The organism is Alteromonas sp. D210916BOD_24 (assembly GCF_047159385.1).
Classification (GTDB): Bacteria; Pseudomonadota; Gammaproteobacteria; order Enterobacterales; family Alteromonadaceae; genus Alteromonas.
This window is the reverse complement of sequence record NZ_AP038333.1, coordinates 1,001,320-1,025,481: the sequence shown is the minus strand read 5'-3', so window position 1 is coordinate 1,025,481 and position 24,162 is coordinate 1,001,320. Positions and strand designations below refer to the sequence as shown.

Annotated in this window: 18 protein-coding genes and 5 tRNA genes; 8 read left to right on the top strand and 15 right to left on the bottom strand. The window is 45.2% G+C overall.

The window, feature by feature from the left end; genetic code table 11:
• Nucleotides 1–47 precede the first annotated feature (47 nt).
• The 7 genes from clpP to ACMCM8_RS04405 all read right to left on the bottom strand — a co-directional run bounded on the left by clpP (nucleotide 48) and on the right by ACMCM8_RS04405 (nucleotide 2,949).
• Complete coding sequence (clpP, locus tag ACMCM8_RS04435; protein WP_412725858.1) at nucleotides 48–677, bottom strand: ATP-dependent Clp endopeptidase proteolytic subunit ClpP; 630 nt, start codon at nucleotides 675–677, stop codon at nucleotides 48–50.
• Between the two features lie 98 nt (nucleotides 678–775).
• Entirely contained in the window at nucleotides 776–2,080 is a 1,305-nt protein-coding gene (gene tig, locus ACMCM8_RS04430; RefSeq protein ID WP_412725856.1) for a trigger factor, read from the bottom strand.
• Between the two features lie 311 nt (nucleotides 2,081–2,391).
• Nucleotides 2,392–2,468, bottom strand: a tRNA-Pro gene (locus ACMCM8_RS04425).
• A gap of 45 nt (nucleotides 2,469–2,513) precedes the next feature.
• A tRNA-Leu gene (locus ACMCM8_RS04420) sits at nucleotides 2,514–2,598 on the bottom strand.
• Nucleotides 2,599–2,605: 7 nt separating this feature from the next.
• A tRNA-His gene (locus ACMCM8_RS04415) sits at nucleotides 2,606–2,681 on the bottom strand.
• A 90-nt stretch (nucleotides 2,682–2,771) separates the two neighbouring features.
• Nucleotides 2,772–2,848 (bottom strand) — tRNA-Arg (locus ACMCM8_RS04410).
• Nucleotides 2,849–2,872: 24 nt separating this feature from the next.
• Nucleotides 2,873–2,949: transfer RNA gene (locus ACMCM8_RS04405), tRNA-Pro, on the bottom strand.
• Between the two features lie 521 nt (nucleotides 2,950–3,470).
• Here ACMCM8_RS04405 and folD point away from each other — a divergent pair.
• The 6 genes from folD (at nucleotide 3,471) to ACMCM8_RS04375 (ending at nucleotide 9,620) form a co-directional block, all read left to right on the top strand.
• A complete protein-coding gene (gene folD / locus ACMCM8_RS04400; RefSeq protein ID WP_412725854.1) occupies nucleotides 3,471–4,325 on the top strand; it encodes a bifunctional methylenetetrahydrofolate dehydrogenase/methenyltetrahydrofolate cyclohydrolase FolD in 855 nt (284 codons plus the stop codon).
• 125 nt (nucleotides 4,326–4,450) lie between these two features.
• Nucleotides 4,451–5,056, top strand: a complete 606-nt coding sequence (locus ACMCM8_RS04395) for a DUF1415 domain-containing protein (protein WP_412725852.1) — start codon at nucleotides 4,451–4,453, stop codon at nucleotides 5,054–5,056.
• Nucleotides 5,057–5,180: 124 nt separating this feature from the next.
• Complete coding sequence (gene tsaA / locus ACMCM8_RS04390) at nucleotides 5,181–5,894, top strand: tRNA (N6-threonylcarbamoyladenosine(37)-N6)-methyltransferase TrmO (protein ID WP_412725850.1); 714 nt, start codon at nucleotides 5,181–5,183, stop codon at nucleotides 5,892–5,894.
• A gap of 89 nt (nucleotides 5,895–5,983) precedes the next feature.
• Nucleotides 5,984–7,702 carry a proline--tRNA ligase gene (locus ACMCM8_RS04385; protein ID WP_412725848.1) on the top strand — a complete coding sequence of 573 codons (1,719 nt, stop codon included), beginning with the start codon at nucleotides 5,984–5,986 and terminating at the stop codon, nucleotides 7,700–7,702.
• Nucleotides 7,703–7,738: 36 nt separating this feature from the next.
• Nucleotides 7,739–8,581, top strand: a complete 843-nt coding sequence (locus ACMCM8_RS04380) for an MBL fold metallo-hydrolase (protein ID WP_412725846.1) — start codon at nucleotides 7,739–7,741, stop codon at nucleotides 8,579–8,581.
• A 28-nt stretch (nucleotides 8,582–8,609) separates the two neighbouring features.
• Nucleotides 8,610–9,620: a phospholipase A gene (locus tag ACMCM8_RS04375; RefSeq protein WP_412725844.1), complete on the top strand. Its 1,011-nt coding sequence runs from the start codon at nucleotides 8,610–8,612 to the stop codon at nucleotides 9,618–9,620.
• A gap of 84 nt (nucleotides 9,621–9,704) precedes the next feature.
• On the opposite strand, the gene ACMCM8_RS04370 is transcribed toward ACMCM8_RS04375, so the two are convergent.
• From ACMCM8_RS04370 to guaB, 5 genes are all read right to left on the bottom strand, one after another.
• Nucleotides 9,705–10,604 carry a histone deacetylase family protein gene (locus ACMCM8_RS04370; RefSeq protein WP_412725842.1) on the bottom strand — a complete coding sequence of 300 codons (900 nt, stop codon included), beginning with the start codon at nucleotides 10,602–10,604 and terminating at the stop codon, nucleotides 9,705–9,707.
• An 82-nt stretch (nucleotides 10,605–10,686) separates the two neighbouring features.
• Nucleotides 10,687–12,309 (bottom strand): methyl-accepting chemotaxis protein, encoded by a 1,623-nt coding sequence (locus tag ACMCM8_RS04365; RefSeq protein WP_412725840.1) that lies wholly within the window; start codon nucleotides 12,307–12,309, stop codon nucleotides 10,687–10,689.
• 248 nt (nucleotides 12,310–12,557) lie between these two features.
• On the bottom strand, nucleotides 12,558–13,631 hold the full coding sequence (corA, locus tag ACMCM8_RS04360; protein ID WP_412725838.1) for a magnesium/cobalt transporter CorA: 1,074 nt from the start codon (nucleotides 13,629–13,631) through the stop codon (nucleotides 12,558–12,560).
• 342 nt (nucleotides 13,632–13,973) lie between these two features.
• Nucleotides 13,974–15,551, bottom strand: a complete 1,578-nt coding sequence (gene guaA, locus ACMCM8_RS04355) for a glutamine-hydrolyzing GMP synthase (RefSeq protein ID WP_412725836.1) — start codon at nucleotides 15,549–15,551, stop codon at nucleotides 13,974–13,976.
• Nucleotides 15,552–15,720: 169 nt separating this feature from the next.
• The gene (guaB, locus tag ACMCM8_RS04350) at nucleotides 15,721–17,190 is read right to left on the bottom strand and encodes an IMP dehydrogenase (RefSeq protein WP_412725834.1); all 1,470 of its coding nucleotides are present in this window, start codon (nucleotides 17,188–17,190) and stop codon (nucleotides 15,721–15,723) included.
• A gap of 100 nt (nucleotides 17,191–17,290) precedes the next feature.
• Between guaB and xseA the strand changes: the two genes are divergently transcribed.
• Both xseA and ACMCM8_RS04340 read left to right on the top strand, forming a co-directional pair.
• The gene (xseA, locus tag ACMCM8_RS04345) at nucleotides 17,291–18,646 is read left to right on the top strand and encodes an exodeoxyribonuclease VII large subunit (RefSeq protein WP_412725832.1); all 1,356 of its coding nucleotides are present in this window, start codon (nucleotides 17,291–17,293) and stop codon (nucleotides 18,644–18,646) included.
• Nucleotides 18,647–18,656: 10 nt separating this feature from the next.
• Nucleotides 18,657–19,790 carry a hypothetical protein gene (locus ACMCM8_RS04340; protein ID WP_412725830.1) on the top strand — a complete coding sequence of 378 codons (1,134 nt, stop codon included), beginning with the start codon at nucleotides 18,657–18,659 and terminating at the stop codon, nucleotides 19,788–19,790.
• A gap of 587 nt (nucleotides 19,791–20,377) precedes the next feature.
• On the opposite strand, the gene der is transcribed toward ACMCM8_RS04340, so the two are convergent.
• The 3 genes from der to ACMCM8_RS04325 all read right to left on the bottom strand — a co-directional run bounded on the left by der (nucleotide 20,378) and on the right by ACMCM8_RS04325 (nucleotide 24,155).
• Nucleotides 20,378–21,823, bottom strand: coding sequence for a ribosome biogenesis GTPase Der (gene der / locus ACMCM8_RS04335; protein WP_412725828.1), 1,446 nt, complete (start codon nucleotides 21,821–21,823; stop codon nucleotides 20,378–20,380).
• Between the two features lie 405 nt (nucleotides 21,824–22,228).
• The gene (bamB, locus tag ACMCM8_RS04330) at nucleotides 22,229–23,488 is read right to left on the bottom strand and encodes an outer membrane protein assembly factor BamB (protein WP_412725826.1); all 1,260 of its coding nucleotides are present in this window, start codon (nucleotides 23,486–23,488) and stop codon (nucleotides 22,229–22,231) included.
• A gap of 46 nt (nucleotides 23,489–23,534) precedes the next feature.
• A complete protein-coding gene (locus tag ACMCM8_RS04325; protein WP_412725824.1) occupies nucleotides 23,535–24,155 on the bottom strand; it encodes a YfgM family protein in 621 nt (206 codons plus the stop codon).
• Between the last annotated feature and the right edge of the window lie 7 nt (nucleotides 24,156–24,162).

Here is a 24,162-nt window from a genome sequence, read left to right as displayed (position 1 = left end):
GAAAACCAAAACGTGCTACGCACTGGCTCAGGTCTACTATAACTATACTACTTAGTTGCGGCTACGTCAGATCGATTTGCTAACACTTGGTCAACAAGGCCGTATTCTTGCGCTTCTGTTGCACTTAGGAAATTGTCGCGATCCGTATCACGCGCTACTTTTTCGTAATCCTGACCGGTATGTTCCGCCATTAGGCGGTTCAATTTCTCTTTAATAGACAGAATTTCTTTCGCATGAATTTCAAAATCAGACGCTTGACCTTGGAAACCACCTAAAGGTTGGTGAATCATGACACGCGAGTTAGGCAGACAATAACGCTTACCTTTAGCACCAGCAGATAATAGGAATGCACCCATACTCGCAGCCTGACCCATACACACGGTACTCACGTCTGGCTTGATAAACTTCATGGTATCGTAAATCGCCATACCAGCAGTTACGGAGCCACCTGGAGAGTTGATGTAAAGGAAAATATCCTTCTCTGGATTTTCAGCTTCTAAGAACAACATTTGAGCAACGATGAGGTTGGCCATGTGATCTTCAACTTGTCCTACTAAGAAAATAACATTCTCTTTAAGTAAGCGAGAGTATATATCGTATGAGCGTTCTCCTTTAGAAGTTTGCTCAACTACCATAGGGACAAGTGCATTCATAGGGTCAAACGGGGTATTAGTCATAGCTACCTTGATTATCTAGCGTTAAAAACAAAAATGCTCGGAAGGCTCCGAGCATTTAAGCAGTTGCTGACAAGTATTGTCAATCAGACAGTAAAAAATTACGCCTGTTTGTTCATAACCTCGTCAAAAGCCTTAGTTACTTCGGTAACTTTAGCTTGCTCAAGCACCCACTCGATAGCTTGCTCTTCAAGTGCAACGTTTTGCATTTGCTGCATAAGCTCTTGGTTATTGTTGTAGTATTCAATAACTTCTTGTGGATCTTCGTATGCAGAAGCTGCAGTTTCGATCATCTCTTTCACTTTGTCTTCATCGGCCTTAAGCTCATTTTGCTTAATCACTTCACCTAGAAGTAGACCAATTGACACACGGCGTTTTGCGTTGTCAGTGAACAGATCAGCCGGAAGTTCTGGTAGGTTCTGACCACCGCCTTGTTGGCTGAAACGCTGCTTAGCTTGTTCGCGAAGCGCGTTAACTTCTTGATCGATAAGCGCTTGAGGAATGTCAATTTCATTCGCTTCAACTAGCTTAGCAATAACGTCTTCTTTTACTTGTGCTTTAAGCGTTTGGTTCAACTCGCGCTGCATGTTCTTGCGAACTTCAGCTTTAAGCGCGTCGACACCGCCCTCTTCCACACCGAATAGCTTAGCGAAATCTTCGTCAACTTTAGGAAGATTCAAGCCTTCTACTTTCTTCACAGTCGCTTGGAATACCGCGTCTTTACCTTTTAGGTTTTCTGCGTGGTAATCTTCTGGGAATGTAACTTCAATTGTCACTTCTTCACCGGCTTTCGCGCCCACAAGCGGCTTCTCGAAACCAGGGATCATGCGGCCTTTACCAAGTTCAAGCGCGAAGTCTTCAGCTTTTCCGCCTTCGAATTCTTCGCCGTCGATAGAGCCAACAAAGTCGATGATAACTTTGTCATCTTTCTTCGCCTTACGCTTAACTTCTTTCCAAGTCGCGTGTTGCTTTTGAAGCGTTTCCATCATGTTATCAAGATCTTCGTCAGTAATTTCTACTACTGGCTTTTCAATCGCGATATCGCTAACGCCTTTCACTTCAACTTCTGGATAAATTTCAAAAGAAGCGGTGAATTCTAGATCCTGACCATCTACATCTTTAGTCAGTTCAAACTTAGGCATGCCAGCAGGTTGAATTTTTTCTTGAATAACTGCTTGATAGAAGTTTTGCTGCATTACGTCACCAGCTACTTCTTGGCGTACTGCTTGGCCGTAACGCTTCTTGATTACGCTTACAGGCACTTTACCAGGACGGAAGCCGTTGATGCGCTGTGTTTTTGCCAATTGCTGTAGGCGTGACTTAACTGCTGAATCAACCGCGTCAGCTGGAACGGTGATAGTAAGACGGCGTTCTAAACCCTGGGTCGTCTCGACTGAAACTTGCATTATGTTACCTCAACTATACGCCTTTACAGGCGTTTTGTTCTCAATCCCCTCTCCCGTCATGCATTACGTGCATATCACGCCGGGGAAGAGGTCGTTATCTGACGTTTATACAATCATGGCTAGGACAAAAAAGTATGTCGACTAACTAACCTGAAACAAACGTACTGGTTAAAAAAAGACGCGGTAGTATACAGCCGCATACCACAAGAGTCGAGAGGGAAATACCATCCAATCGGTTAGATATCGAACAAACGCACAAAGATATTGAGAGATAGTAGGGATTTAGCAACGAAAAACAAAAAATAGAGAGATGGTCGGTGAGACAGGATTTGAACCTGCGACCCCTTGTACCCAAAACAAGTGCGCTACCAAGCTGCGCCACTCACCGACAGAGATATCTTTTATGAAAAGCTTTTTATAAAGCTTGAAAATATGGTGCGGAAGGAGAGACTTGAACTCTCACGCCGTGAAGCACTGGAACCTAAATCCAGCGTGTCTACCAATTCCACCACTTCCGCAAAAAAGTGGGGTGGACGATGGGACTTGAACCCACGACAACCGGAATCACAATCCGGGGCTCTACCAACTGAGCTACGCCCACCATAGAGGTGCTTGCAATAGTTTACATGTGAATTGTAAAACATGTAAACGTAAAGATTCTGCCATACTGTCAGGACCTACCTGACCCGCATGGCGCGCCCGGCAGGATTCGAACCTGCGACCCACGGCTTAGAAGGCCGTTGCTCTATCCAGCTGAGCTACGGGCGCTCGGCGAATCTTCGCTGCAAAAAGTGGTCGGTGAGACAGGATTTGAACCTGCGACCCCTTGTACCCAAAACAAGTGCGCTACCAAGCTGCGCCACTCACCGACTGTTGTAGCGGCTTTCGAAGTAATTTAACTCCGTGCCGTTACGGGGTGCGAATATTACTGACATCCCCCCACCTCGTCAAACACTTTTTTAAATAAAATTTTCAACCGCTCACAAAGCGTGCATTATCGTGTTTTTTTAAACAAAAAGCACAATAAACAAACAAATATCACCTATTTACATGCGTTACATTGTTCGTTGGTGATTGTATCCTGAGGCAAAAACGCACGCCTTTTATTTCTATTTAAAAAGAAAAAGCTCGCTGCAATAGATGAAAAGAGTGATTACACCTGCAACAATCTTTGTTCAACGACGGAGATGGCAACCTTCTTTATTCCCGAATTGCTATTATAAACGTCGTACTATCTCAGTACCTTTTAGCTTTCATTAAATGCGTTAATTACCTTTACCATCTACTAAAACTACGTTTGTGCTACTTAGCGAGCCAAAAGACTGGTTTCACTGTGTTGTTTTGTGAAACAATATAGGGCACTTGTTGACCACATACTTATATAGAGACTATGACCGCCCACCTCATTGACGGCAAGTTAATTGCCAAACAAGTTAGACAACACGTTTCTTCTTATGTTGAATCACTCATTCAGGCAAAAAAGCGCCAGCCCGGCCTTGCCGTTGTGCTCGTTGGCAGCGATGCTGCATCACAAGTATATGTCGCCAATAAGCGTAAAGCCTGTGAAGAGGTAGGGTTTGTGTCGCGCTCTTTTGATTTACCTGCAGATACGACAGAAGATACCTTGCTTAATTTGGTGGATGAGTTAAACCACGATAAAGACATTGATGGCATATTAGTGCAGTTACCCCTACCCGCTGGATTAAACGCGGAAAAGGTGCTCGAGCGCATTCACCCACACAAAGATGTTGACGGTTTCCACCCTTACAACATAGGTCGTCTAGCCCAACGCATTCCAGCCCTGCGTCCTTGTACGCCAAAAGGGATCATGACAATGGTTGAGTCCACCAAGCGCCCCATAAAAGGGTTAGATGCTGTTATTGTGGGCGCATCGAATATTGTTGGCCGACCAATGAGTCTCGAATTGCTATTGGCGGGTTGTACTGTTACTACGTGCCACAAATTTACTCAGAATTTGCGCAGCCACGTAGAACGTGCCGACTTATTGGTCGTTGCCGTAGGCAAGCCAAACTTTATACCCGGTGACTGGGTAAAACCCGGCGCTATTGTAATTGACGTGGGTATCAATCGTTTAAATGACGGCTCTTTAGTCGGTGACGTCGATTTTGACAAAGCCCAACAACGGGCAGGTTGGATAACACCTGTACCAGGTGGTGTAGGGCCAATGACAGTAGCCAGTTTGATAGAAAACACCCTAGAAGCCTACGTAAAGTATCACTCATAGTGTCACTTTATATATACCCTCTAGGGTTAGCGTCAGGTGTGATCAGTTTGTACCGTCAAACTTCATACCTGGCTGCGTCCTTTGGGCTTGAGTTTAAAACTTACCAATAGCTAAGTGTATCTTTGATGAACCTTTCTTCGTCTACCACGCCTCCTCGCGCCTCCCACCACGCTCATGCCAAAGCGGCTACAATGAAGTGGGTGGACGACATTGTGATAAAACACAACTTTTGTCCTTTTGCGCGATATGTTCGCCAGCCTAATCGTATTCGTTGCGAAACCCTGTCCGGCGATGCCGGCGACATTCTGGAAGCATTGTACGATGAATTAAAATTTCTGGATGACAATGAAACAATTGCCACTACCCTATTGGTATTGCTAAACGATTCGGTAACAAGGTTTGACGACTATCTCGACGTGTTAGCCATTGCAGAAAAAATGCTACAAGACTGGGGATATGCCGGTACGTATCAGCTTGCCAGTTTTCACCCCAACTATGTGTTTAGTGGTAATGAAGAAGAGGATGTAGAGAATTTTACCAATCGCTCTCCTTACCCATTACTGCATTTGATCAGAGAAAGTGATATTTCACTTTATATGAAGAATGAAGACGACGCAGAAAAGATATTCACCCATAATATTGAAAAAGCGAATGCGTTGGGTTGCCCTTATTTTGAACAACAGCTCTCTGAGATAAAAAACTCCGGCTCGCCAGAAAGCGAACCGGAATAGGGTTAGGTCCAGGGAGACCACGCTACAATAGCGACATTAAACTTACCCGACAATTGTGAGAGTTATATGACAACTACACACGGTTCATTAATGTATCTTTATTCTTTTTATCAGAAGTAAACTTATGGATCCCAGCACCTATACGCTCTCACCTATCGCAGAAATTGCGACCCCCTATAAGCAAAAGTTTGCCATTCCACGCCAACCTGGCCTAGCCAAGGCAAAGGGAACCTTACACTTTTTACCCGGTTTCGATGATAGTAATATGCTAAAAGGCATTGAGGGCTACAGCCACCTATGGCTGTTATTTATCTTTCATCACACTATCCAAAAAGGGTGGAAAAATACTGTGAAGGCCCCCCGGCTTGGTGGTAATGCAACCATGGGCGTGCTGGCGACAAGAAGCACTCATCGACCCAACGGGATTGGGATGTCAGTGGTAGAGAATAAAGGCGTCGTTGTTGAAGACGGTCGTCACGTCCTGAAAGTAGAGGGCGTTGACCTAGTCGATGGTACGCCTATCATTGATGTAAAACCCTATTTAGCCTACGCGGACAGTCTACCTCATGCACAAGACCGTTTAGAACAATACCACCCTATACCCAACCGTGACGTTATCTTTGACCAACGGCTTGCAGAACAACTCGAAAATGTAAATAAGCGCTTTAGTGATTTTGAGTCATTGGTGCGCCGTGTTTTGTCACAAGATCCTCGTCCTGCCTACAAACACGGGATAGAAGATGATCCAAAGTGCTACAAGGTCGCGCTATACAATGTTGATGTAGGGTTTGTTGTCAGCCAAGGTAGAATTATAGTTAGAGAGATAAATCCACTATAACCTCAACACTGTGTGGCGAAATTGTTCGCAGTTATTTAGAATACGCCAAAACCGAAATTATAATTTGATTTACAGGAAACCTGCTTTACATGCGCACTAGTCAATATTTGCTTGCCACGCAGAAAGAAACCCCTGCTGATGCAGAGGTTATCAGCCACCAGCTAATGCTCCGCGCTGGTATGATCAGAAAGCTCGCGTCAGGGCTTTATACCTGGCTTCCCTCTGGCCTACGAGTGCTAAACAAAGTAGCCAATATTGTTCGTGAGGAAATGAACAAAGCAGGGGCAATCGAAGTGTTAATGCCTGTGGTTCAGCCTGCTGATCTGTGGGAAGAGTCAGGTCGCTGGGAAGAATACGGCCCAGAGCTATTGCGCATTAAAGATCGTCACCAACGTGACTTCGTGTTAGGTCCTACGCATGAAGAAGTGATCACCGCACTGGTGCGCAACGAAATCAGTAGTTATAAACAACTGCCGCTTAACCTTTATCAAATTCAAACCAAATTCCGCGACGAAGTTCGCCCTCGTTTCGGGATTATGCGCGGTCGTGAATTCACCATGAAAGACGCGTACAGCTTTCACTTAGAAGACAGCTGTCTGGAAGAAACCTATCAGAAGATGTACGACGCCTACTGCAACATATTCTCACGTATGGGGTTAAATTTTAGGGCGGTTATAGCCGACTCAGGATCAATTGGTGGTAACCATTCCCATGAATTCCACGTATTGGCAGAGTCGGGCGAAGACGATATCGCATTCTCAACTGATAGTGATTACGCCGCTAACGTAGAAATGGCCGCTGCCGTTGCCCCAGAAAAGGCAAAGGCCTCAGGAGCAGCCGTTGAAACTAAAGATGCCAAAGGCAAAGACTTCAATGCCATTTTAAAAAGTGTTGACGCACACGCTACCAATGCAGTGAAAGTCATAGTGGTCAAAGCTGCCAACGACGTTGATAGTAAAGGCGAAGAAGTGGTATCTGATAATTGGGTAGCCCTTGTACTTCGCGCCGACCATGAACTCAATGACGTAAAAGCGGAGAAAATAAACAGCGTTGCCAGTCCACTTGTTGAAGCGTCTTTTGAACAAGCCAAGGATATCCTTGGCGTGTCGCCTTTCTTCGCTGACGCGACTAACCTAACGGTTCCCGTGTATGTTGACGCAAGTGCGGCAGCCTTAGCGGATTTTACCACGGGTTCAGGCACCGGTGGCAAGATGAATACCAATGTGAACTGGGCAGACGATGTTAACGCAGTTGATATTCGCAACGTGGTGGCTGGCGACGCTTCACCTGATGGTAAAGGCACACTGGACATTAAACGCGGTATAGAAGTGGGCCACATCTTTCAGCTAGGCAGCAAATACTCAGAGGCAATGAACTGTGGTGTGCTTAGTGAAACTGGTAAACACCAAACACTTACCATGGGGTGCTACGGAATAGGTGTCTCTCGCATTGTGGCGGCGGCGATAGAACAGAACCATGATAAGTTTGGCATTAAGTGGCCAGATCCTATTGCACCGTTTAAAATTGCATTAATTCCTATGAATATGCATAAGTCTCATCGCATTAAAGAAGCGGCTGAGAAACTTTACGATGCCCTTGTTTCACAAGGTGTGGAAGTATTGTTCGATGACAGAAAGGAACGCCCAGGTGTGATGTTTAATGACATGGAATTAATCGGCATACCTCACAGCATTGTCATTGGTGAAAGAAACTTGGATAATCAACAAGTTGAATACAAAAATAGACGCACTGGCGAGACGCAGTTATTAGACCTTAGCGCAGCAACAGACTTTGTTACCGCGCTTTAACAGCTGAGCTTGCCCTAGTGCGAGCATGAGGGGCGTATGCGGGTTACATTTTATGGCGTAAGAGGATCCATTCCTACTCCAGGAGCAGATTACATCCGCTATGGTGGTAATACCGCGTGCGTGCATATTGAATTAGAGGACGGTACGGATATCGTCCTCGATTCTGGTACGGGTATTCGTCTCTTAGGCGATAAACTGGTAAAAAAGCACACGCCCATATTTATATTGTTAAGCCACAACCATTGGGATCATATTCAGGGGTTTCCCTTTTTTGCCCCTATCTATCAAGAAGGCAGAGAAATCACCATTTACCCCGGCCAGACACAGCTCGATGAGCCTGAGCAAATTCTGCAACAAATGGAAGGTTCTCTTTTCCCCGTATCCCGAAGTGCACTTAAAGCCAATATCACTGTTTCTCCACTTCCCCCGCAGCAAGATACATTGCAATTAACCAGTGCCGTCATCAAACGGTTACCGATGAATCATCCAGGAAAAGGGAGTGCATACAGTATTGAGGCAGACGGTGCAAAAATTGCCTACATTACTGACAACGAACTATATCCGCCTTATAAAAAGGAAACGGATTTTAAAGAATTTGTGGAATTTGCAAATAAAGTCGATCTACTTATTCACGATGCACAGTATATGTTATCAGACATGCCAAAAAAATACGGCTGGGGGCATTCTGTGGCAGAAGAGGCGGTAAAACTAGCCATTGCCTGTAATGCTAAACAACTCGCGTTATACAGTCACGACCCTGAACGCACGGATAATGATATTGATGCACTCGTTGCCCATTGTCATGAATACGTCACAATAACAGAATCTAATTTAAAACTATTTGCATCATCGGAAGGCCAAACACTGGACTTCAGTTAAGCGTAACCCTTAGTACGGAGATAAAAAGGTGTCAGTGTTAAAGCCTTTATTAGTGATGGCAGTTGTTGCTGCTTGTGCGCCTGTGTATAGCTATGCGCAGTCATCTAGTGATTATTCAGAGATCGGAAAACAAGCTGAAGAGACGAAAACGCAACCTCCACCAGAAAATGCACAGGTGCCGGAAAATGAAGATATTGAAGTTATCGATATCATCAAACGGGATACCACCACAGAAAGTGTTCTTGATGAACGATTAGAAGGTGACAAGGAAGCGCTGGACAACGTGTTTGCAATTACCCAGCACCACAGAAACTATATCTTGCCATTTACCTATGTGGACAATCCTAACGCGGCGGGTAACGAAGATTTAAATCAGGACAATATAGATACCAAAGAAGCCAAATTTCAGGTCAGCGCCAAACTACCTCTTTATTTAGAGGAAACCGGTTTTGACGGCATCTATTTTGGATTTACCCTCACCTCATATTGGCAACTATATAACAGCGAGGCGTCTAAGCCCTTTAGAGAAACTAACTACGAACCCGAAATTTTCTGGCAGGAAACCGCAGATTATTCAGTGTTGGGCTATAAATTCAATATGTTTCAAGTGGGATTTAATCATATGTCGAATGGGCAAAGTGCACTTCGCTCGCGAAGTTGGAACCGCTTATTTGCCTCTATTGTGTTTAGTGACAATGATGATATTTATTACCTCAAGACCTGGTATCGTATTCCCGAAGATGAAAAAGCCGATCCCAGCGATCCCTCTGGTGACGACAATCCGGATATTGAAGATTACTACGGGCGTATTGAACTGGGTTATGGGAGAAAAGTGGGCGCATTTAAAATGTTAGCCTTACTGCGCAACAACTTGGATTTTGACGACAACAGAGGTAGTGTCCAGTTAGAACTGACTTACCCTATATCAGACAGGTATGAGGTACTATTTCAGTACTTCAATGGCTACGGTGACTCCCTGATTGATTATAATCGCGCGCAAGAGCGTATAGGTATCGGCTTTCAGCTACACTTTTTATAATTTGACAGTAAAAGACTTATTAAGCGGTACTCATTCAGTGTGCCGCTTATACTGCCTTCAATATCATAGCAATCCGCTAAAAGCCTACGCAATAACCCCCGCGGCGCGGTATAGCTGAATATGAACGTCAACCAGAGCCGCAATATCTCTTTGATATCCTCCTCCAATAACCGCAGCAATTGGTACGCCTAAACGCTCGGCCAAGCTAAACACTTGCTGGTCTCGTTGAAATACCCCCTCAGTAGAAATACACAGGTGTCCTAAATCATCGTTTACATGTATGTCTACGCCAGCATCATAAATTATCGCGTCAGGTTGAAACTGACATAAGGCCACCGTCAATGCTTGCTCAAGGGTGGTCAGGTATTCATCATCTCCGATCCCCTTGCTAAGTCCAATATCCAAATCAGAGTGCTGCTTGCGATAGGGAAAGTTTTTTTCTGAGTGGATTGAAAGGGTGAAAATATCCCTATCGCTACTTGCCAGCTTCGCGGTTCCGTCCCCTTGATGCACGTCTAAATCAATAATAAGAACATTGTCTATTTCCCTGTCCTGTTGCATCTCCTTGGCGGCCAGATACAAATCATTGAACAGACAAAAACCGGAGCCATAATCTGCAAACGCGTGATGATAACCACCGGTTAAATTCAGCGCCTTCCCCTGTTCAATGGCTAACTTAGCAGTCAAACACGTACCTGCAACTGCCGTTCGCGTGCGTTCAATAAGCTGCTCAGACCAAGGAAATCCAATGCGTCGCATGGCTTTCTTATCCAGTACTCCGGCCGTTAGTGCACTGACATATTCACTACTGTAATAGGTATTCAATAGTTCATCTGTCAGGGGGGTAGGCGCGATAAACTGAGTTTCACTAACCCCTCGCCGCACTAACTCATCGCGTATACCTACATATTTCTCTATTGGAAAGCGATGCTTATCAGGTAGTGAGAGCTGACTATAGATAGGATGGAATACTAACGGGATCATAAATTGATTTTATCTTAAGCGTGAAGGCGCTTTGACCATTACTTCGTCTTTAGCAAACTTCCCTGTATAGTGCCACGCCTTGTCAACAGGTCAAACTACTTACCACTTTTTCTACGTTGAATGACATACTCTTCATCGAACGTGCCATGTCATCACGTTGGGCTAACTGGTGATATCGTTCAGAAGATGACACCACATTACTGATAATACTCTCAACTTGATGTAATACCGCCTCTTGCTCATCTGCCGCGTCATTCAATGCCACCACGACGCTGGCAGTTTCCTGAATATCTCTGACGACTTTGTTAAGCGTTTCAAGCGCGGTTGCAGCCTCTGCCGCATTCGTATCGGAAAGCTGCTTACCTGAAGTCATCGCCGTTACCGCGCCTTTTGCTTCAGCTTCAAAACTACTTAAAATATTATTGATTTCTTTCGTTGATTGTTGAGTTTTCGCTGCCAGAGCCCGAACTTCATCAGCCACAACAGCAAACCCTCTACCGTGTTCACCAGCTCTCGCCGCTTCAATAGCGGCATTTAACGCCAGCAGGTTGGTTTGATCTGCAATTTCATTGATCACATTGACTACTTTTAGAATGTTGCTACTTCGACTTTGTAGCTCAGAGACGATATCACTGGACTCTGTTACGGCTTTTGCAAGCTGTTTAAACCCTAAATTTGCTTTTTCAAACGTGCTATAACAACTGGCGACGTTTTGTTCCGAATTGTTAGTTGCCACAGCAACTTGGTCAGTAATAGCGACAAGGTTTTGTACTATTTCTCTAAGTTTGTCGGTACTGCTATCCAGCGAGCGCGATGCATCCCGTTGCTCATTGGCACCATCCATTATTGACTGACTCACATTTCCGAGTGTACCAAACGCCCTTTCCATTTCTTGTTCTGCTTCCTGCAACTGAGTGACCGAGTCTTTTAGCTTGCTTTGCAACGAGCGGGCAGAGTTTGCCAAAACTCCTAACTCGTGTTCACTTGAATAAGTCAGTGAATAGTCGTAACGACTGTTAGCAAGATGGGCAATACAAGCGGCGACTTGTTTTGTCGGATTTATTACCTGTGTTTTTAATCGAGACACCACATACACCACTGACAGCAAAGACAAGAGTATAGCGGCGAGCAAGATTACCCATAGCATGGTACGTGTATTGGATTTTAGATCGGCTAAAGCAGTTGCAGACGCATCACCAATATCTTTAGCAATGGCAGTCAGTAATTTCGCTGGCTCTCTGTCGATGCCCTTTACAAAGCTATCACCCACTTTAGGGTCAAAGCCAGATGCGACAAAAGCTTCAAAGCCTTCCCGGTATTTTTTTGCCATTATTGAGTGTGCTTTTTGGAACTCACGGATCTCTGCTTTCACTTTATCGTTCACCACCTCACTTCGCAGCATGGCATCAAATTGTTGTGTGATCTCAGCTTCTCTTTGCTGAAATCGGCTCCAATACTTTTCCCTATCATCAGTATTGTGGCCCCGTAAAAGCACATTTTTCCATTCTTGAACTTGTGTTTTAAACGTACTTAGCACGGTATTCACATTTCTTTCTGACTGCACTAAGGTATGTTCGAGTTCATCGAATGCGTTGAGCAGTGAAAATGATTTTGCGATAGAAGCACTATTGAGTACTACAAGGATTAGGAGACTGGCAAGTACAGGAGTCATTACCAAACGGCTGATGCTAGTGGAAGTAAACACAGATAAACCTATTGATTAAATTGAGTAGAGAACGGCGTCATTAGATTATATTTTAGTGACGCTTTTGTTACAGATAAGGTGTTAACTAATATAACTTTTTATTCAAATTTATACATTTATCATATAGGAATAACTGAAGAGCTTGTACCCTTGATTAGTTTTAATTGGGGCTGGCTAACCTGAACAGTTTGACGTTCACTCGAACTTGTTGTGATCTAAAATCCACGTCAACACTCACTGACACACACTTAGAACCACCCTTTACGACGAAATACATACACCATAACCCCAACACAACTAATCATCAGTAACCATATTAGCGGGTAACCGTATTCCCATCCCAGCTCAGGCATGTTCCATTTACCTGCATTAGGGTCAAAATTCATTCCATAAACCCCTACAATAAATGTCAGTGGAATAAAGATAGTCGCAATCACAGTGAGTACCCGCATGACATCATTCATACGATTACTCACGCTGGAGAGATAAATATCCAACATACTCCCACTCATATCCCTATATGTTTCCAACAAATCCATCACTTGAATGGTATGATCATAACAATCTCGCAGATAAATCATTGTACCTTCGCTTATTGAGCCATGATCACCGTGTAGCAAATGGTTTATCACCTCTCGCTGTGGCCACAACATTCGTCGCAATAAGATCAGTTCCCGCTTTATGGTGTGAATGCGCTCAAGTGTATCCCTACCGACACTTTTCAGGATCTGCTCTTCGAGCGCTTCTAACTGCCAACCGAGCGTTTCCAGTACGGGAAACCCCTGATCGATCACAATATCCAACAAGCTGTATAGCAGAAAGTCAGCACTGTTCTTGCGCAAGCGGCTAGCGGGTTCGTTAAGGCGCTTTACTACTGGTTGAAACAATGAAAAGTCGGTGGAGCAAAAACTGACAACATAATGTTTTCCTAGAAAAAAACACGCTTGCTGAACAGAGAAATCCGCCCCGGTCACCGAAGGAAGATTCACTACCACAAAAAGCTGATCATCATATTCATCCACTTTGGGTCGCTGACCGATGTTGAGCACATCTTCCAACGCTAGCTTATGCAGACCAAATATCTCACCCAGCTCACGAATACTTTGCTCCGTTGGATGCCCTTCGACATGTACCCAAGTTACATTATCGCGATTAATATACTCACGACACTGCGCCGGATTCGCATCTTCAATATGCGAAAATGTAGTTTCACTATAGTCAAAAAGGTGAATAGCCAAGCTCGTTGAGCCCGCCATAGCCGCTGATTTTAGTGTACCTGGTGGAGTACCTGGCTGGTGGTAGCGTTTGTCAAAATATTCCATCTTTGTCCTGTCTCCTCATTGCAAAAGCGCTCCATACTCGTTAGCCAAATATGCATTTTCCTGCAAAAAGCGCCCCCAACAGCACGATAAAAGCCTGTGATTTTATGAATGCTATTTTATTAAATAACAAACGGTTACTAAAAACCAATACGATAAACACGTTAAAGCATAGCATGGCATTGTCTTTCGTCATCAACAACAAAAAACACAAGGTGGAAATTTCGATGGGAAGGGTTGGCGTGGTAATGCTAGAAGAAGCGTACACACCTTAAATAAAAAAAAACCCATTAAGAATTTAATGGGTTAAATAGAATGCTTTGCTAAATGCTGCTAGACACAGCATTACTCCCACTCAATAGTTGCGGGTGGTTTACCAGAAATGTCGTAAACCACACGGCTAATGCCGTCAATTTCATTGATAATGCGGTTCGACACTTTACCTAGGAAGTCGTATGGCAAGTGCGCCCAATGCGCGGTCATAAAGTCGATAGTTTCAACCGCGCGAAGGCTCACTACCCAGTCGTATTTACGTGCGTCGCCCATTACGCCAACTGAACGTACAGGTAAAAATACGGTAAACGCTTGACTGACTTTTTGGTAGAGGTCCGCTGCGTATAGTTCTTCAATGAAAATCGCATCTGCACGGCGAAGTAAGTCGCAATACTCTTTCTTAATCTCGCCAAGTACACGAACACCTAGGCCCGGTCCAGGGAACGGATGACGGTAAAGCATGTCATAGGGCAGACCTAACTCAAGACCAATTTTACGCACTTCGTCCTTAAACAGTTCGCGTAATGGCTCGACAAGTCCTAGCTCCATATCTTCAGGAAGTCCACCAACGTTGTGGTGAGACTTAATAACATGAGCCTTACCAGTAGCAGAGCCCGCTGATTCAATCACATCAGGATAAATCGTACCTTGCGCTAACCATTTGGCATTATCACGTTTGCCCGCTTCTTCGTCGAACACACGAACAAATTCGTTTCCAATAGCCTTGCGCTTAAGCTCAGGGTCTTCGATACCCTTAAGACGGTCTAAGAATCGCGTTTCAGCATCAACACGAATGATATTAAGCCCGAAGTGGTCACCAAACATTTCCATGACTTGGTCTGCCTCATTTAAGCGCAGCAATCCATTGTCGACAAACACACAGGTTAGCTTATCTCCAATAGCACGATGTAAAAGCATAGCAGTAACGGAGGAATCTACTCCTCCTGATAGGCCTAGAATAACTTCTTCATCGCCAACTTTTTCTTTGATACGCTCAATGGCGTCGTCAATAATTGCACCAGCGGTCCACAGCTTTTCACACTTACAGATGTCCATCACAAAGTGAGTAAGTAAACGCATACCTTGACGGGTATGTGTTACTTCAGGGTGGAACTGAACACCGTAAAATTGCTTTTCTGCATTGTACATTGCTGCATGTGGGCACGACGCCGTTTGCGCAATAGTTTCAAATCCTTCTGGAATAGCCGCAACCTTATCGCCGTGACTCATCCATACGTCCAAAAGTGCAGCGCCATTGTCGCCAATGGCATCTTCTATTTTATCAAGCAGTGGACTTGGCTTAATCACTTCTACCTGTGCGTATCCAAATTCACGCTTATCTGAACCAAGAACGCTGCCACCGAGCTGTTCAGCCATAGTTTGCATGCCGTAACATACACCCAGCACAGGCACCCCAGCTTCAAATACGTACTCTGGCGCACGGGGTGAGCCTTCTTCTGTTACCGATTCTGGGCCACCGGATAGAATAATACCCTGCGGATTAAATTCACGGATTTGTTCTTCAGTGACGTCCCAAGCCCATAGCTCGCAGTAAACACCAATTTCGCGAACACGACGTGCTATCAACTGCGTGTATTGCGAACCAAAATCCAAAATAAGTATGCGTTGAGCGTGTATGTTTGAACTCATAAAAAGCCTTTCTCTCTCTCCACCCCCTAAGCAATGTTTCGCTATAGAGCGTGGGCAAAGTGTTTGTAAACAACCTGTCCGAGGCATGGATGCCGAGGCCAAGCTCCCATGGAAGGGTGTACAGCGTGGTTGTGTCAGACACTATATCCACGCTGAACGGTGCCTCGCTTTAACCTAAACGGTAGTTTGGCGCTTCTTTGGTAATGCTAACATCGTGCACGTGACTTTCGCCCATACCGGCAGAAGTGACGCGTACGAATTGTGCTTTTGTGTTGAGCTCTTGAATAGTCGCACAACCTGTTAACCCCATTGCTGAACGCAAACCGCCCATTTGCTGGTGGACAATATTCGCAATGGGTCCTTTGTACGCCACGCGCCCTTCAATACCTTCAGGCACGAGCTTTTCAGCGTTGTTAGACTCTTGGAAATAACGATCAGATGAGCCGTGGCTTTGGTTCATTGCACCTAATGAGCCCATGCCACGGTATGATTTGTAGTAACGACCTTGGAAAAGCTCGACTTCACCCGGTGACTCTTCGGTACCGGCAAGCATGCTGCCAACCATGACGCAACTTGCACCCGCGGCGAGCGCTTTGGCAATGTCACCAGAAAAACGTATACCGCCGTCTGCGATAACGGGAATGTCTGTACCTTTCAATGCCTCTACTGCATCAGCTACCGCAGTAATTTGCGGTATACCACAACCTGTCACGATGCGCGTAGTACAAATTGAACCTGGGCCAATGCCAACTTTAACTGCATCTACGCCAGCGTCAGCCAGCGCTTTTGCGCCTTCACCCGTTGCAACGTTACCCGCAATAATCTGTACATTGGGGAAATCCGCTCTCACTTTTTTAACGCGTTCGATAACACCTTGCGAATGACCGTGTGACGTATCGATAAGAAGCACATCAACGCCAGCGTCAACTAACAAGGCAATACGCTCATCGGTGCCAGGACCGACGCTAACCGCAGCACCTACGCGAAGGCGACCCAACGAGTCTTTACATGCATTTGGTTTGTTTTCTGCTTTTTGGAAGTCTTTTACTGTAATAAGACCCGTTAGCTTAAACGCGTCATCAACGACAAGGATTTTTTCAATGCGGTGTTCGTGCATTAGATCTAATACGACATCTGAACTTGCCCCTTCTTTAACGGTAACCAGATCATCCTTACCAGTCATTACGTTGCTAATAGGTAGTTCCAAGCGCTTTTCAAAACGAAGATCACGGCCAGTAACAATACCAATAAGGTTATTGTCTTTATCCGTTACTGGGAAACCAGAGTATCCAAGGCGCTTAGAAAGGGCGATAACTTCACCGATGGTGGCGTCTTTTTCCACCGTTACTGGGTCTGACACAACACCACTTTCGTATTTTTTAACTTCACGTACGTGCTTGGCTTGCTCTTCTGGCTTCATGTTTTTGTGAATAAAACCAATACCACCCTCTTGTGCTAGCGCAATGGCTAAACGGGCTTCTGAAACTGTGTCCATGGCGGCAGATACCATGGGAATATTCAGCGTAACGTCGCGCGTAAGACGCGTTTGTAGGTTTGCAGTGTGAGGGAGGACGGTCGAGTGGCCGGGAACCAGCAACACATCGTCGAACGTCAGAGCTTCTTGGATGATACGTAGCATGCAACAACACCTATTCAGTTGAGGGTTAATTGCGGCGCAATTGTAGTGTTTTTTAGATTTCAGGTAAACTCTAAATGTATTAAACCCAGTGATTTTTTTTATGTTTACAAATTCGCCATCTACCTCTCGACAAATTTTAACAGTTACCAAGCTAAATCGCTTAGCCAGAACCGTACTTGAAGGCGAAATTGGCCTGATATGGTTGTCTGCTGAAATCTCCAATTTCGTCGCCGCTGCGTCTGGTCATTGGTATTTCACTTTGAAAGACAATAAAGCTCAGGTACGTGCAGCCATGTTTAAAGGCGCAAATCGCACTGTTCGTATTCGCCCCAAAGAAGGGGATAAAATTCTGGTGCGAGCGTCAGTTGGCTTATACGAGGCCCGCGGTGATTATCAACTGGTCGTAGAACATATGGAGAGCGATGGTGAAGGTGCGCTAAAACAAGCCTTTGAAGCATTAAAGTTCAAGCTCAATAGTGAAGGACTGTTTGATACCGCCAGTAAACGCCCTCTTCCGGAGCGCATTAATCGTATTGGTGTCATCACATCGTCTAGCGGTGCTGCATTACACGATGTGTTAAGTGTACTCAAGCGGCGAAGCCCACAAACCGAAATCATTGTTTATCCTTCAATGGTACAAGGCGAATCGGCCCCCCAGCAACTTATTAGTGCGTTACAGGCCGCCAACCGACGCTTGGAAGTAGATGTGGTGCTGCTTACCCGTGGTGGCGGTTCTTTGGAAGACTTATGGTGTTTCAACGATGAAACCCTGGCCCGTGAAATAGCACAAAGTCAATTGCCTATCGTCAGTGCGGTAGGCCATGAAGTTGATTTTACCATTGCTGATTTTGTCGCTGACCTTCGTGCCCCAACTCCTTCTGCTGCGGCGGAAATTCTCAGCCAGGACTCAGCTGCGCTAATCAAACTACTCGATACTCAACGGGTGCGATTAACCCGTGCCATATATCATTATCTTGAGGTGAATAAGCAACGCTTTAATATAAAACAGCAGCGCCTTCACGGGTTACATCCACAAAACAGGATCCAACACCAGTGGCAAAGTTTAGACAACTTACAAATGAAGTTGCAGCATCAGATCCACCAGGTGCTTACACAATCCGAAAAGCAGCTACATAGCTTGTCGTCCCGTTTGGCTCACCAATCGCCCACCACAAGACTCGCCACTGCCCGAGACAAATTACAACGTGCAAGTGAACGATTGCATGGCGCATGTCACGTGTTAATTAAGAGCAAAAAGAATGAATTCAGTAAAAATGTATCGCTTTTACAATCTGTCAGTCCGCTTTCGACGTTAGCAAGAGGCTACTCTATAACCCTGAGTAATGCGCGCACGGTAAACCATGTCAATTCAGTTGAGGTAGGCGATGAAATAAAAACGCGAGTGACTGATGGTGAAATAACCAGTAAAGTAACGGGTCTAAACCAATATAAGTAGTCTTCGGGACATGTTAACCCTGTTTACCCTTCTCAACGCTTTCTCTACATCTATGGTAGGGAGTGTAATACGTCGCATTATATCATCCACAACTGGGGTTATTCACGGGATCCCAGGTGTAATTGGCGTAACTTTATTGTGGTTGGGTTTGACCCATTCTTATGCTTTAGCCTCTTCTGTTCAACCCAATTTGATTCAACATCGAATTGCGGTTTTTTCAACATACCCCAGTGCGTCCTTAGCGGCGATGTGTACTGCCCACGGCGATGGGGATACGTCTGCAGGTTGTATTGAGGATGCCCTTTCACCGAGCGCCTTTATCAACGCTTTACAACGTTCAGGGAAGTTTTCTAATTTACTTCCTTTTAGCGAGGGCAACGATTATGAATTGCTGATAGCAAATATCGGCGAGAGTAGGGATAGTGCAAGTATCCAATATGGGGAGTTTACTCTGCGTTGGCGGGGACTTGAAATCGACACTGCGTCCTTTAGCGTATTGCCCGAGTCGCCTGATGCTGAACACATCGCTAGGTCACTGGTATCCTTTTGGCTTCAACATATCGAAGACAAAAACGTATTTACCAGTCAGTTTTTGTACTTAGCACTGAACGCCAGTAATTATGAAAATAGTCTTCTGGTGCCTGACGAAGTCGGAGAATTTATTAAATTAGAAACGCAACTTTTCGCTGATCCGTTTAACGGCGCAATTACACGCTATACGCACCCGTCTTTTGAGGACGCGTTTGTCGATGTGACAGTTTATCCCTTTCTAGGGCCATTGGATGCAGAGGAAAACACCCTTTTAAATCAGCAACTCAACGAAGACGTTGAAAAGGCCAACTCAGTGGCACAGTCACAGCACCTGACTCTGAGCCTTTCAAGTCCCGCCTCAAAATACATTGTAAACAGTGAAATTCACGGCTGGCGCTTAGGGCTTAAAGCGGAATCCGACACCGCACCGACTATTTATGCCACGACTTACGTTTTTCGAAGGGAAGATAAAATAGTGAAGGTTGCAACCACCTTCCCTGCCGATTTCTCCGATGCCCTGGTCAACGAAATTATTACGCGAGTGCAAGTCCCTCAAGAGTCAGCGTTAATGAAAAACATCCGTGCGATTTTAGCTGAGTCGACGACACAGTAAGCTATTATTCCATTAGCGATATGGCGGACTTTCGTTGCTTCCTAATGTCCTCAGCTAACTTTCGCTTCGCGTCTTAAAAAAGCGCCTTAGACTTGGACTTCTGTGTGTCTCCTCACTACTTATGAGGTAGACAGCTGCTTGCGATTTTGGCTTGTAGCGATCAAACCAGTTGTAGACTTGATTTTTCTGTAACGGTTGTGTTGTTTCGTGAATCTTTCTAACTGACATACTCATTCCTTTAGATTCTAAAAACGTACATTCACAGGCAATGAAATCTCCCACCGGGCTTTACTCGGTGTGAGCAGAAAAACGCATAACTATTAAGTCAGACTAATTTTGTTGGTAGTGCAAAAATGGCACCAGGATCAGATACCCTGACATGGCCGTTACACGGCAAGGACTGGCAATAATATCCCGTCACATTCTGTTAGAAGACAAATACATACTAACGCGTAATTGTTACAGTACTTGGTAAAGAACTACAAAATTTTGCCTGTTAAGGCCGAAAGGAATAGGCAGCTATGTGTTGTAGAGTGGAAAAATAAAAAGTCGGCATACCTTGAGGTTAAGGCATGCCGCCGTAGGGCTTATTTTTTGTCTTTGTAAAAAGACATCATTCGTCTGCGTTTGCGTTGTTGTGCCAAGGTAAGGTTGTTCTTCTTACCTTCAAATGGATTGTTTCCTTCCCTGAATTCAATCTTGATTGGCGTTCCCATTATTTCTAACGCTTTTCTGAAATAGTTCATGAGAAAGCGTTTATATGAGCTAGGTAAATCGTCAACCTGATTACCATGGATAACAATCACCGGCGGGTTATAGCCACCCGCATGAGCATACTTCATTTTCACCCGACGGCCTCGTACGAGTGGCGGCTGGTGATCATCTTGTGCCATTTCCATAATTTGGGTAAGAAGCGCGGTATTGATACGCTTAGTAGCACTTTGATAAGCCTCTTGTACTGATTCAAACAAGTTACCCACGCCCGAACCATGTAAAGCAGAAATAAAGTGAATGCGAGCAAAATCTATAAAGCCTAGCCGTCTGTCCATTTCACGCTTTATTTCATCTTTAATATCCGTGCTTAGTCCATCCCACTTATTGACCGCTACCACTAAAGAACGGCCAGAGTTTAAAACGAACCCAAGTAAACTCAAATCCTGATCGGTGATACCTTCTCGGGCATCAATAACGAGTAATACCACATTCGCTTCTTCGATGGCTTGTAGTGTCTTTACGATAGAAAATTTCTCCACCGCCTCACTAATTTTTTTCCGTTTTCTCACACCCGCGGTATCAATAAGAATATACTCCCGCTCGTCGCGCTCCATTGGAATGTAGACACTGTCTCGGGTGGTACCTGGCAAGTCGTAAACCACTACCCGCTCTTCTCCCAATATTCTATTGGTAAGGGTAGATTTGCCCACATTAGGTTTGCCTACGATTGCCAGTTTAATTGGCAATTCTTGAAGGCGTTGACGCTGAGTTTCGGCATCTTCGTCTTCTTGTGGCGCTTCTTCGATGACTTCCATATCCGGAAAATCTGCTTGTAAAGGCGCTAAAGCATCTTCTAGTAGTTGACTAACACCTCGACCATGAGCTGCCGCGATTTGCTTGATATTGCCAAGACCTAGGGAGTAAAACTCTGCGCTCTCGCTGTCGCCGTCGATACCGTCCACTTTGTTAGCAACCACGAAGACCTTTTTATTAATGCGTCGCAAGTGATCGGCAATACCTTGATCGGCGGGCAATAAACCTGCTCTGGCATCCACCAAAAACATCACTACATCGGCTTCTTCGATAGCCAGCAAAGACTGCTGAGCCATTTCCGCATCGATCCCTTCTTCATCACCTGTGATGCCACCTGTATCGACTACAATAAACTGACGCTTATCAAATTTTGCCTGTCCGTATTTACGATCACGCGTAAGGCCAGGGTAATCCGCAACGAGGGCGTCACGGGTATTGGTAAGGCGATTAAACAAGGTAGACTTCCCTACATTAGGGCGGCCCACCAAAGCAACAACGGGTAACATGTATCAGATCCTAGGGGTCGTGAAGCAAAAAGCACAAGCCGCGTGATAGTGTTAAGACTACCCTATGTAATCACACAGGCAACCAGCGACTTTTATGAATGCGCGCATTATACCTTGTTACTTATTGAATACCAATGTGGTTGTATGAGAGGAATGTGAATGTTCACACTAGTGTTTGTTGACCAAGGAAACAAACACGTTAACCACTCCCCCTTTTGTTGAATTAAGTTAACGCTAAGGAGAAGGCCCATGACAGCGCACAATTATGTTGAAAAGCGATATGGATACGATTGATATGCGCACAATAGCATAGTGCAATTACACGTTAAGAACATAAAAAAGCGCCTGACTGGTCAATCAAGCGCTTAATCATTAGCGTGTATTGTTCTTGTGATACAACCCTACTTAGTTTGGCGTGGTCACTGCCACTACTACACCACTACGCGTAATGGTAATAAGCATGTCGTCTACTTTCAGTGGTGCGTCGAAAATAGCATCGTCTTCATCGTCGCCGCCTACGTCAAGACGCGCGACGATGGTGCCACTTTCCTGCTCAATCCAGTGTAAAAAGCCCCAGTTATCGCCCACTACGATATAATCCCCCATAGGCGTAGCGGCAGTTAACGAACGTTGTTTAAGGCCACTTTGCGACCACAATTCAACGCCATTGCGTCTATCCAGTGCGTAAACGTTAGAGTTATTGTCTACGACAAAGATCTTGTTACCGTCGATATTGAGGTTTCTGTATGAACTATACTCGCGCTTCCAGATAACCCGTCCGGTACGAAGTTCCACTGCGGCCAAGGTGCCATTGTAAGACACGGTATAAATAGTACCGCCAAACAGCACAGGGGTCGTGTCAATATCAACAATGCGCTCAAGTTCTGTAGCGCCTGATGGTGTTGCAATAACCGTTTCCCAGGCCAATACGCCGGTATCAATTAGATTTACCTGAATTTTGCCCGTTGGAGTACCTATGATAGCCCCACCGTTTGAGGCAATCGGTCCCGAGATACCGCGAAGTGTAAGAGGCGGTGTATCACCTTCGTGTCGCCACAACTGCTCACCAGTACGCGTATTAAAACCAAACAAACTGCCGGCACCGGTATTGACGACTAAAATACCTTCATCAGCAGCGGGGGCCGCTAAAACTTCACCAGGAACGCTGGTATCCCATACCAATTCCCCAGTTTGGGCATCAAGCGCCGCTACGTAGCCATTTTCGGTACCAATAAAGACCAGCCTATCCGCAACGGAAATTCCACCAATACGCGCCGTTTCACCGCTTTGCCACAGATTAGTTACCGCGCTCAGCATACTTTCAGAACGAAATTGGGCGAAATCTTTCTCCCACAATACTTTCCCGGTAGCAGGTTCCATCGCCACTACAACGCCATGGCGATCGGCTGCATACAAGGTGTCGTAAGCATATACTGGGCGCAAACGGGAAAAGTAGTGTTCAACACCATCACCAATATCCCGCTCCCAACTTACAGCAGGGGTAAACTGAGCATCGATTGGCTTCAGTCTTCGAATTTCTAATTCTTCTTCATCTGCAAACCAATCCGACACTGTGGTACAGCCAGACAGTGTGATAGAAACCGCTAGCGCCATACCTATCGTGCGAGCAAATCGACCCTTACGGCCACACGTATTGTGAAACAAATTGCGTACCTCTTTATTCTTTATCCCAACTTAATGAGTTGTTTTTTTACTGTGCAGCGGCAACAGAAAGGTTATCTAACTTCATTTGTAAAAGCGGGTTGTTGGTATTCTTTTCCAACGCATTTGAGTATGCAAGACGGGCATCATCAAACTTGTTTTGTTTTTGATACACATCGCCCTTTAATTCAGATACTTCTGCGGCAAATGCGTCAATGGTTACATTGCTTAGCGTAGACAACGCTGCATCCAGCTGGTTCATTTCAATTTGCACTCTGGCCAGACGGGTAGCCGCCAGTGCTTTCATTTCATCGTTTTGTGCAAAGGTAACCACAGAATTTAAATGCGAAGCTGCAGCGTCTAAGTCTCCAGCATCTGCTGCCTGCTTGGCAGCCAACAAACTCGCAATACTCGCATAGCCGCTGTCTTTGTGTTCATTGATAAAAGCGTCTACTTTTGTGTCGCTACCTTCTGTACCAAAGCTTTCCACCGCGTTTTGATAAGCTACAGAGGCTTGTTCTTTACTTTCGATTTGCGCCTCTGAATAGTAACGCCAACCCCATAAGCCGCCCAGACCAAGTGCTGCTCCGACAATAATAGCGGTACCGTGTTCCTTCCAAAAACGTTTAATCGCTTCTACTTGTTGTTCTTCTGTTGCGAACTGTTCCATGATGTCC

Coding starts and splice junctions, on each gene's coding strand:
- folD (WP_412725854.1), top strand. CDS start 3,471: ATGACCGCCCACCTCATTGACGGCAAGTTAATTGCCAAACAAGTTAGA.
- tsaA (WP_412725850.1), top strand. CDS start 5,181: ATGGATCCCAGCACCTATACGCTCTCACCTATCGCAGAAATTGCGACC.
- ACMCM8_RS04325 (WP_412725824.1), bottom strand. CDS start 24,155: ATGGAACAGTTCGCAACAGAAGAACAACAAGTAGAAGCGATTAAACGT.
- guaB (WP_412725834.1), bottom strand. CDS start 17,190: ATGCTACGTATCATCCAAGAAGCTCTGACGTTCGACGATGTGTTGCTG.
- ACMCM8_RS04370 (WP_412725842.1), bottom strand. CDS start 10,604: ATGATCCCGTTAGTATTCCATCCTATCTATAGTCAGCTCTCACTACCT.
- guaA (WP_412725836.1), bottom strand. CDS start 15,551: ATGAGTTCAAACATACACGCTCAACGCATACTTATTTTGGATTTTGGT.
- tig (WP_412725856.1), bottom strand. CDS start 2,080: ATGCAAGTTTCAGTCGAGACGACCCAGGGTTTAGAACGCCGTCTTACT.
- der (WP_412725828.1), bottom strand. CDS start 21,823: ATGTTACCCGTTGTTGCTTTGGTGGGCCGCCCTAATGTAGGGAAGTCT.
- ACMCM8_RS04395 (WP_412725852.1), top strand. CDS start 4,451: ATGAACCTTTCTTCGTCTACCACGCCTCCTCGCGCCTCCCACCACGCT.
- clpP (WP_412725858.1), bottom strand. CDS start 677: ATGACTAATACCCCGTTTGACCCTATGAATGCACTTGTCCCTATGGTA.
- xseA (WP_412725832.1), top strand. CDS start 17,291: ATGTTTACAAATTCGCCATCTACCTCTCGACAAATTTTAACAGTTACC.
- ACMCM8_RS04380 (WP_412725846.1), top strand. CDS start 7,739: ATGCGGGTTACATTTTATGGCGTAAGAGGATCCATTCCTACTCCAGGA.
- ACMCM8_RS04340 (WP_412725830.1), top strand. CDS start 18,657: ATGTTAACCCTGTTTACCCTTCTCAACGCTTTCTCTACATCTATGGTA.
- ACMCM8_RS04385 (WP_412725848.1), top strand. CDS start 5,984: ATGCGCACTAGTCAATATTTGCTTGCCACGCAGAAAGAAACCCCTGCT.
- corA (WP_412725838.1), bottom strand. CDS start 13,631: ATGGAATATTTTGACAAACGCTACCACCAGCCAGGTACTCCACCAGGT.